Source organism: Vibrio sp. 1562, from assembly GCF_033340155.1.
GTDB classification, from domain to species: domain Bacteria; phylum Pseudomonadota; class Gammaproteobacteria; order Enterobacterales; family Vibrionaceae; genus Vibrio; species Vibrio alginolyticus.
The window spans coordinates 1-518 of the sequence record NZ_JAWOVY010000772.1; the positions used below are offsets into that span (position 1 = coordinate 1).

Sequence of the window (518 nt, forward strand, 5' to 3'; positions counted from 1 at the left end):
AAGATATTGGTCAATACTGTTGAAACCAATTTTCAATACGCTTTGAGCACTGTTGGTATAACCAAGATCACTCAAGCGAAGAGACGTCGCTTTAGGGAGATACAGTGTCCCACCGATGCTTTCAAACGGGAGTCTAGTCTCACGGCCTTGAATGAACGAACCACATAACGCTGGCGATGCACCAAAGAAGTAAGGGATCATCCAACCAAAACGGTAATAGTTACGAATCAAAGCAAAGTAAGCAGCTGATTTGGTGTCTTGGCGAGCTTGCTCATCCTGCTCGCCATAAAGCGCATCCCAAAATGACTCAGGGAATGAAAAGTTGAAGTGAACACCAGAAATAATCTGCATCAAGCTGCCGTAACGGCGTTTTAGCCCCTCACGGTACAATGTTTTCATTTTCGCCGAGTTCGATGAACCGTACTGAGCAAGCTGAATATCATCTTCACTGCCGACATAACATGGCATAGAAAGCGGCCACATCTTTTCTTCGCCCATTTTGGTTTGAGTGAAATGGT

1 pseudogene is annotated in these 518 nt (G+C 45.0%); it reads right to left on the reverse strand.

Going from position 1 to position 518, the window contains the following annotated elements:
• Positions 1-518 (reverse strand): annotated as a pseudogene (locus R7Z49_RS27570) (glutamate--cysteine ligase); the annotation flags it as partial.